This window comes from Streptomyces aureus (assembly GCF_001418135.1).
GTDB classification, from domain to species: domain Bacteria; phylum Actinomycetota; class Actinomycetes; order Streptomycetales; family Streptomycetaceae; genus Streptomyces; species Streptomyces aureus_A.
This window is the reverse complement of the sequence record NZ_LIPQ01000353.1, coordinates 1-6343: the sequence shown is the minus strand read 5'-3', so window position 1 is coordinate 6343 and position 6343 is coordinate 1. Positions and strand designations below refer to the sequence as shown.

Below are 6343 nucleotides of genomic sequence, written 5' to 3'. Positions count from 1 at the left end.
CGCCGACGTCGGCGGGGCGCAGGATCCGGGGCTGCCAGGCGTTCTCGGTGGTCACGTGGGGTTCCTTTCAGGAGGGGGTCGCCGACGGGACGGCGTCCCCGGCGTGCTGGGGTTCGGTGGGCCGGGCCGCGGCGAAGTCGGGGGCGCGGCGGGCCCGGAAGGCGGCCACCGCCTCGCGGACGTCCGGCGAGTGGGCGGCGACGACCTGCACGGGGGCCTCCCGTTCGAGGGCGGCCGCCAGCGAAGGCGCGTCGGTGTTGGCCTGGAGCACCTGCTTGGTGAGGGCCAGTGAGACCGGGCTGTTCGCGGCGACCTCGGCGGCGAGGCCGAGCGCGGCGCCGGCCAGTTCGCCGGGGGCGGTCACCCGGCTCACCAGGCCGCGGGCGAGGGCCTCGTCGGCGGCCACGAACCGGCCGGTGAGCATCATGTCGGAGGCGAAGCCGAGGCCGGTCAGCCGGGGCAGCAGCCAGGAGGCGCCCATGTCGCCGCCGGAGAGTCCGACCCGGGTGAAGAGGAACGCGAAGCGGGTCGTGGGGTCGGCGATCCGGAAGTCGGCGGCGAGGGCGAGGACGGCCCCGGCGCCCGCCGCGACGCCGTGGAGGGCGGCGACGACCGGGAAGGGGCACTCGCGGAGGGCCCGGACGACCTGGCCGGTCATCCGGTTGAAGTCGAGGAGCTGGGCGGTGTCGAGCGCGAGCGTGGCGCCGATGATCTCGTCGACGTCGCCGCCGGAGCAGAAGCCGCGGCCCTCGCCGTCGAGGACGAGCGCGCGGACGGACCGCTCGCGGGAGAGCTCGGCGAGGAGGTCGCGCAGGTCGGCGTAGGCGCCGAAGGTGAGGGCGTTGAGTTTCGCGGGGCGGGCCAGCGTGACGGTGGCGACGCCCCGGTCGATGTCGACGCGCAGATGGTCCCAGCGTGCCGTGCGGGGCGTGGAGCCGGTAAAGGGGCTCATCCGGAACGGCCTCCTTCCTCCGTTCGGAGGGTATCACTCTACTGTGACCGTCGTCACGAGTACGCGATAAGGGAGGGGTGAGGGCGTAGTGCCGAAGGTCCTCGGCAGCCGATGACGGAAGTCCCTACCGATCCGGGAGGGGCGCCTCTGAAGAAAAGATTTGCACCTCGTAAGGTTGAAACCAGGACGTCTCGGGATGCCTCCACCCCACTCGCCCACCCCCACTCGGTGAAGGGAGCCGCCCCATGCCCGAAGCCACCGGACCCGAAGCCGGCCCACCCGCCGGACCGGCCGGGCCCGCCGCACACGGACCCGCCGCCTCCTGGCGCGTCCGGCTGCCCCACACCACCGCCGCCGTGCCGATCGCCCGCGCCCTGATCCGTACCGCTCTCACCGACCTCGGCCCCGGGGCCCCCGGCCGCCCCGACAGCGACACCGCGGAGCTGCTCACCGCCGAGCTCGTCGCCAACGCCGTCGAGCACACCGCCGGCCTGGGCCCCATCGAGCTGGTCGTCGAGCTGCTCGCCACGCCCGGCGGCTGTCAGATCGAGGTCCACGACTCCGAGCCCGCCCGTGCGGGCGAGCTCGTCTGCCCCGCGCCCGGGGAGGTGGACCCCTGGCAGGAGCACGGCCGGGGTCTGCTCCTCGTCCGGGCCCTCAGCAGCGACTGCGGCCACCGCCCCACGGAGCACGGAAAGGCCGTCTGGTTCACCCTGCCGGGGATACCGGCGCAGCGCCCTCGCTCGGAGCGGTGACCAGACGCGAGCGGCGGCGCCCGTAGCCCGCGTACACCAGCGTTCCGACGACCAGGAATCCGGCGAACTGCAGCCAGGTCGTCCAGCCCGTGCCCCACATCAGATAGAGGCAGAACCCGATGCCGAGGATCGGGCTCAGGGGGAAGAGCGGCACCCGGAACGAGCGCGGCAGCTCGGGATTCCGGCGCCGCAGCACCATCACCGCGAGGTTGACGACCGCCATGACGGCGAGCGTGCCGATGGTGGTCAGGTCGACGACCACGTCGAGCGGGGCGAACGCCGCCGGAACGGCGAAGACCGCGGCCACGATCCACGTGTTGGCCACCGGGGTGGCGGACTTCGGCGAGACCCGCGCGAAGACGCGGGGCACGAGACCGTCGCGGGACATCGACATCAGGACGCGGGTCTGCCCGTACATCACCGCGAGGACGACGGACGCGATGGCGACGACCGCGCCGAACGCGATGATCCCGCCGCCGACCGACGACCCGGTGACCTGGTCGACGACCAGCGAGAGCGCGGCCGGCCGGTCGGCCACGGCGTCGGCGCCGAGGGCCCCGATCGCGGAGAGCGCGACGGCGCAGTAGAGCAGCGTGACGAGCCCGATGCAGATGAGGATCGCGGTCGGGATGTTCCGCCGCGGGTTCTTGACCTCCTCGCCGGCCGTGGTGATCGCGTCGAAGCCGATGTACGAGAAGAAGGCCACCGAGGCGCCCGCGGTGATCCCGCTCATGCCGTGCTCGGCGAACGGCGAGAGGTGGCCGGCCTGGAAGGCCGAGAAGCCGACGACGCAGAAGACGACCAGGATCCCGATCTTGAGGATCGCCATGGCGGCGGTCGCCCGCGCGCTCTCCCGGACCCCGCGCACCAGCAGCGTGGCGGCGAGCGCGATCACGACCACGGCGGGCACGTTGACGACCCCGCCCTCGCCGGGCCCGGCGGAGAGCGCGGCCGGCAGCTGCCGGCCGGTGAGGCTTTCGAGCAGTTCGTTGAGGTACTGGCTCCAGCCGACGGCGACCGCGGAGACCGAGACGCCGTACTCCAGGAGCAGGCACCAGCCGACGAGGAAGGCGGCCCGCTCACCGAGGCTCGCGTACGCGAAGGAGTACGAGGAGCCCGAGACCGGGATCGCGCCGCCCAGCTCCGCGAAGGAGAAGGCGGTGAAGATGCAGGTGATCGCGGCGAGGACGAAGGAGATCACCACCGCCGGACCCGCCTCGGCGACGCTGTCGGAGAGACCGACGAAGATGCCGGTGCCGACGATCGCGCCGACACCGAAGCAGACGAGCTGGAAGAGGCCCATGGTGCGCTTGAGGCCGTGGCCTTCGAGGTCGGCGCCGGACTCGGCGAGGAGCTGCTGCGGGGTCTTGATCCGCGGGGCGGACGGGGTCATGCGGTGGTTCTCATCTCTCATGGGCATGCGTCAGGGGGTTCGGGCGTGCACGCCCGAACCCCCTGTAAGGGTGCGATCGTAAACCGCACCACACATATTCACCCAATCGGGCGCAAAGCTATGCCTGAGGGAGCACCGTGGGGATCGCCGCGGGGACCACCGCGGGAAGCGGGCCGCCGGCCATCGTCGCGACCAGGACCGCCTTGATCGTGTGCATCCGGTTCTCCGCCTCGTCGAAGACGACCGAGTGCTCCGACTCGAAGACCTCGTCGGAGACCTCCAGCTCGGTGAGGCCGTGCCGGGCGTGGATGTCCCGCCCGACGTCCGTGCCCAGGTCGTGGAAGGCCGGCAGACAGTGCAGGAACTTGACGTCGGGGTTCCCGGTGGCGCGCAGCACGTCCATCGTCACGGAGTAGGGGGCGAGGGCGGAGATCCGCTCGTCCCAGACCTCCTTGGGCTCTCCCATGGAGACCCAGACGTCGGTGGCCACGAAGTCGGCGCCGCGAACCCCCTCGGTCACGTCCTCGGTGAGGGTGACCGTGGCCCCGCTGGTCTCCGCGAGCTCGCGGGCGGCGGCGACGATCCCTTCGGACGGCCAGTACGCCCGCGGGGCGACGATCCGGACGTCCATGCCGAGCAGGGCGCCGGTGACCAGGTAGGAGTTGCCCATGTTGAAGCGGGCGTCGCCGAGGTAGGCGAAGGAGACGGCGTCCAGCGGCTTGTCCGTGTGCTCGGTCATGGTGAGCACGTCGGCGAGCATCTGGGTGGGGTGCCAGTCGTCGGTGAGCCCGTTGAACACGGGGACGCCGGCGAAGGCGGCGAGTTCCTCGACGATGTCCTGGCCGTCGCCCCGGTACTCGATGCCGTCGAACATCCGGCCGAGGACGCGGGCGGTGTCCTTGACCGACTCCTTGTGGCCCATCTGGGAGCCGGAGGGGTCCAGGTAGGTGGTGGTGGCCCCCTGGTCGGCGGCGGCGACCTCGAAGGCGCAGCGGGTGCGGGTCGAGGTCTTCTCGAAGATCAGCGCGATGTTCCGGCCGCGCAGCCGCTGGACCTCGGCGCCGGCCTTCTTGGCGGCCTTGAGTTCGGCGGCGAGCGCGATCAGGCCGCGGAACTCCTCGGCGGTGAAGTCCAGCTCCTTGAGGAAGTGGCGGCCGATGAGGTCTGTGGCCATGGGACGCGCTCCTGTGGGTACGGTCGAGGGGTCGGCGATCGGGGACGACGATCAGGGACCCTGGAAGTGTATACGCACTTCAACATTTATATACAGCCCTGATCTCGTTCCCGGTACGGCCCCTGCCACGGCCCCGTCAGACGGCGTCCCGCTCCACCGGACAGCTCATGCAGCGCGGGCCGCCCCTCCCCCGGCCCAGCTCGCTGCCGGGGATCTCGATCACCTCGATGCCCTGCTTCCGCAGATGGGTGTTGGTCGTGACGTTCCGCTCGTACGCGACGACCACCCCCGGCTCCACCGCGAGCACGTTGCAGCCGTCGTCCCACTGCTCGCGCTCGGCCGCGTGCACGTCCTGCGTGGCCGTCAGGACCCGGATGTCCTGGAGGCCGAGCGCCGCGGCGATGGCGCTGTGCATCTGCTCCGGCGGATGGTCGGTCACCCGCAGGGACTGGCCGGCGTCCCCCGGTTCGATCGTGTACGAGCGGAGCATCCCGAGCCCCGCGTACTGCGTGAACGTGTCCTGGTCGACCATCGTCATCACCGTGTCCAGGTGCATGAACGCGCGCCGCTTCGGCATGTCGAGCGCGATGATCGTGCGCGCCGAACCCGCCGCGAACATGCCCCGGGCCAGCATCTCCACCGCCTGCGGCGTCGTCCGCTCGCTCATCCCGATCAGCACGGCGCCGTTGCCGATGACGAGCACGTCCCCGCCCTCGATCGTCGACGGGTAGTCGGTCTGCCCCTCCGACCAGTGGTGGAAGGGGCCCGCCTCGGCCCCCGTGAACAGCGGATGGTGCTTGTAGATCGCCTCGAAGTGCACGGTCTCGCGCTGCCGGGCCGGCCAGCGCATCGCGTTGATCGAGACGCCGTCGTAGATCCAGGCCGAGGTGTCCCGCGTGAAGATGTGGTTCGGCAGCGGACCGAGGACGAAGTCGTCCAGGTCCAGGGCGTGGAAACGGACCGAGGTCGGCTCGCGGTGCGCCGCCAGGAACTCCCGCTTCGTCATCCCGCCGACGAGCGCCTCGGCCAGCGCACCCGCGTCCAGCGAGTCGAACGCGGCCCGGAGATGGTCGGCGGCGAGCGGGCCGTACTCCTTCTCGTCGAAGACGCGGTCGAGCACCAGCGCGCGGGCGGTGGGCACGTCGAGGGACTCGCTCAGGAGATCCCCGAAGAGGTGCACCTCCACGCCCCGGTCCCGCAGCACGTCCGCGAAGCCGTCGTGCTCCTGCCGGGCCCTGCGCACCCAGAGCACGTCGTCGAAGAGCAGGGCGTCCTTGTTGGTCGGGGTGAGCCGCTTCAGCTCCAGATCGGGCCGGTGCAGGATGACGCGGCGCAGCCGCCCGGTCTCGGAATCGACGTGGAATCCCATGCGCCCATCCTGACGGAGCGGGCCGCCCGTGGCCTGTGTTTCGGGGCAGGAGGGGCCGGGGCGCGCCGGATGACCGGCGGTGTCCCCGCGCCCCGTGGCGGCGGTCTCCGCCTCGGTCCGGGTTTCGGTACCGGTACCGGTCCTGGTCTCGGTCCTGGTCTCGGTCCCGGTCAGCCGAACCACTCCCGTACGACGACGAGCAGGACGATCGCCGCCACCATGCCGCCGATCAGCAGCCCGGCGCGGCGCAGGAAGCGCCGGGTGTAGCCGTTTGCGGGATCGTCCGGGTGGCCGGTGACCGCCCCGGGTGCGGGCGGCTGCGGGCGGCGCGCCGTACGGGGCAGGCCGTACGCGTCCTTGAGGAGGGTGAGCCAGACGGCTTCCGGCAGACCGGGGCGCTCGTCGTCGACGATCAGCCAGAAGGTCTCACGGGCGGACGGCACCGGGCTCGTACGGAGCCGGGCCAGCAGCTCCCCCACGGTGCCGACCGGGGCGTCGCCGCCGGCGAGGAGCGGGCGCACGGCCCAGCGGTGCAGCTCGGCGGCGTTGGCCGCGCGCTGCTCCTCCGGCGGGTCGGACGGGTCGGCGGAGGCGCCCGACGGTGCGACGGCCCAGAACTCCTGGCCGATGGCCACCTCGCACAGCTCCCGGCGCCTGCGGATGCTGGGAGGATCGGCTGGCGCCGGGAGCTGTGCGAGGT

At 72.1% G+C, this 6343-nt stretch carries 6 protein-coding genes; 1 reads left to right on the top strand and 5 read right to left on the bottom strand.

The features are described 5' to 3' along the window. Positions 1–67: 67 nt before the first annotated feature. Entirely contained in the window at positions 68–952 is an 885-nt protein-coding gene (locus AOK00_RS26895; protein ID WP_079042213.1) for an enoyl-CoA hydratase-related protein, read from the bottom strand. A gap of 245 nt (positions 953–1197) precedes the next feature. On the opposite strand from AOK00_RS26895, the gene AOK00_RS26890 reads away from it, so the two are divergent. Beyond that, positions 1198–1707 (top strand): ATP-binding protein, encoded by a 510-nt coding sequence (locus tag AOK00_RS26890; protein ID WP_079042212.1) that lies wholly within the window; start codon positions 1198–1200, stop codon positions 1705–1707. Here the strand turns inward: AOK00_RS26890 and AOK00_RS26885 are convergent. The 4 genes from AOK00_RS26885 to AOK00_RS26870 form a co-directional block, all read right to left on the bottom strand. Next, positions 1661–3127: an amino acid permease gene (locus AOK00_RS26885; protein WP_107097474.1), complete on the bottom strand. Its 1467-nt coding sequence runs from the start codon at positions 3125–3127 to the stop codon at positions 1661–1663. The genes AOK00_RS26890 and AOK00_RS26885 overlap by 47 nt on opposite strands. A 91-nt stretch (positions 3128–3218) precedes the next feature. Beyond that, positions 3219–4274 (bottom strand): ornithine carbamoyltransferase, encoded by a 1056-nt coding sequence (gene argF, locus AOK00_RS26880; protein WP_055602847.1) that lies wholly within the window; start codon positions 4272–4274, stop codon positions 3219–3221. A gap of 136 nt (positions 4275–4410) precedes the next feature. Continuing rightward, positions 4411–5643, bottom strand: a complete 1233-nt coding sequence (locus AOK00_RS26875) for an arginine deiminase (RefSeq protein WP_055602846.1) — start codon at positions 5641–5643, stop codon at positions 4411–4413. Positions 5644–5813: 170 nt separating this feature from the next. Further along, on the bottom strand, positions 5814–6343 hold a 530-nt coding region (locus AOK00_RS26870), incomplete at its 5' end, for a hypothetical protein (RefSeq protein WP_216822273.1).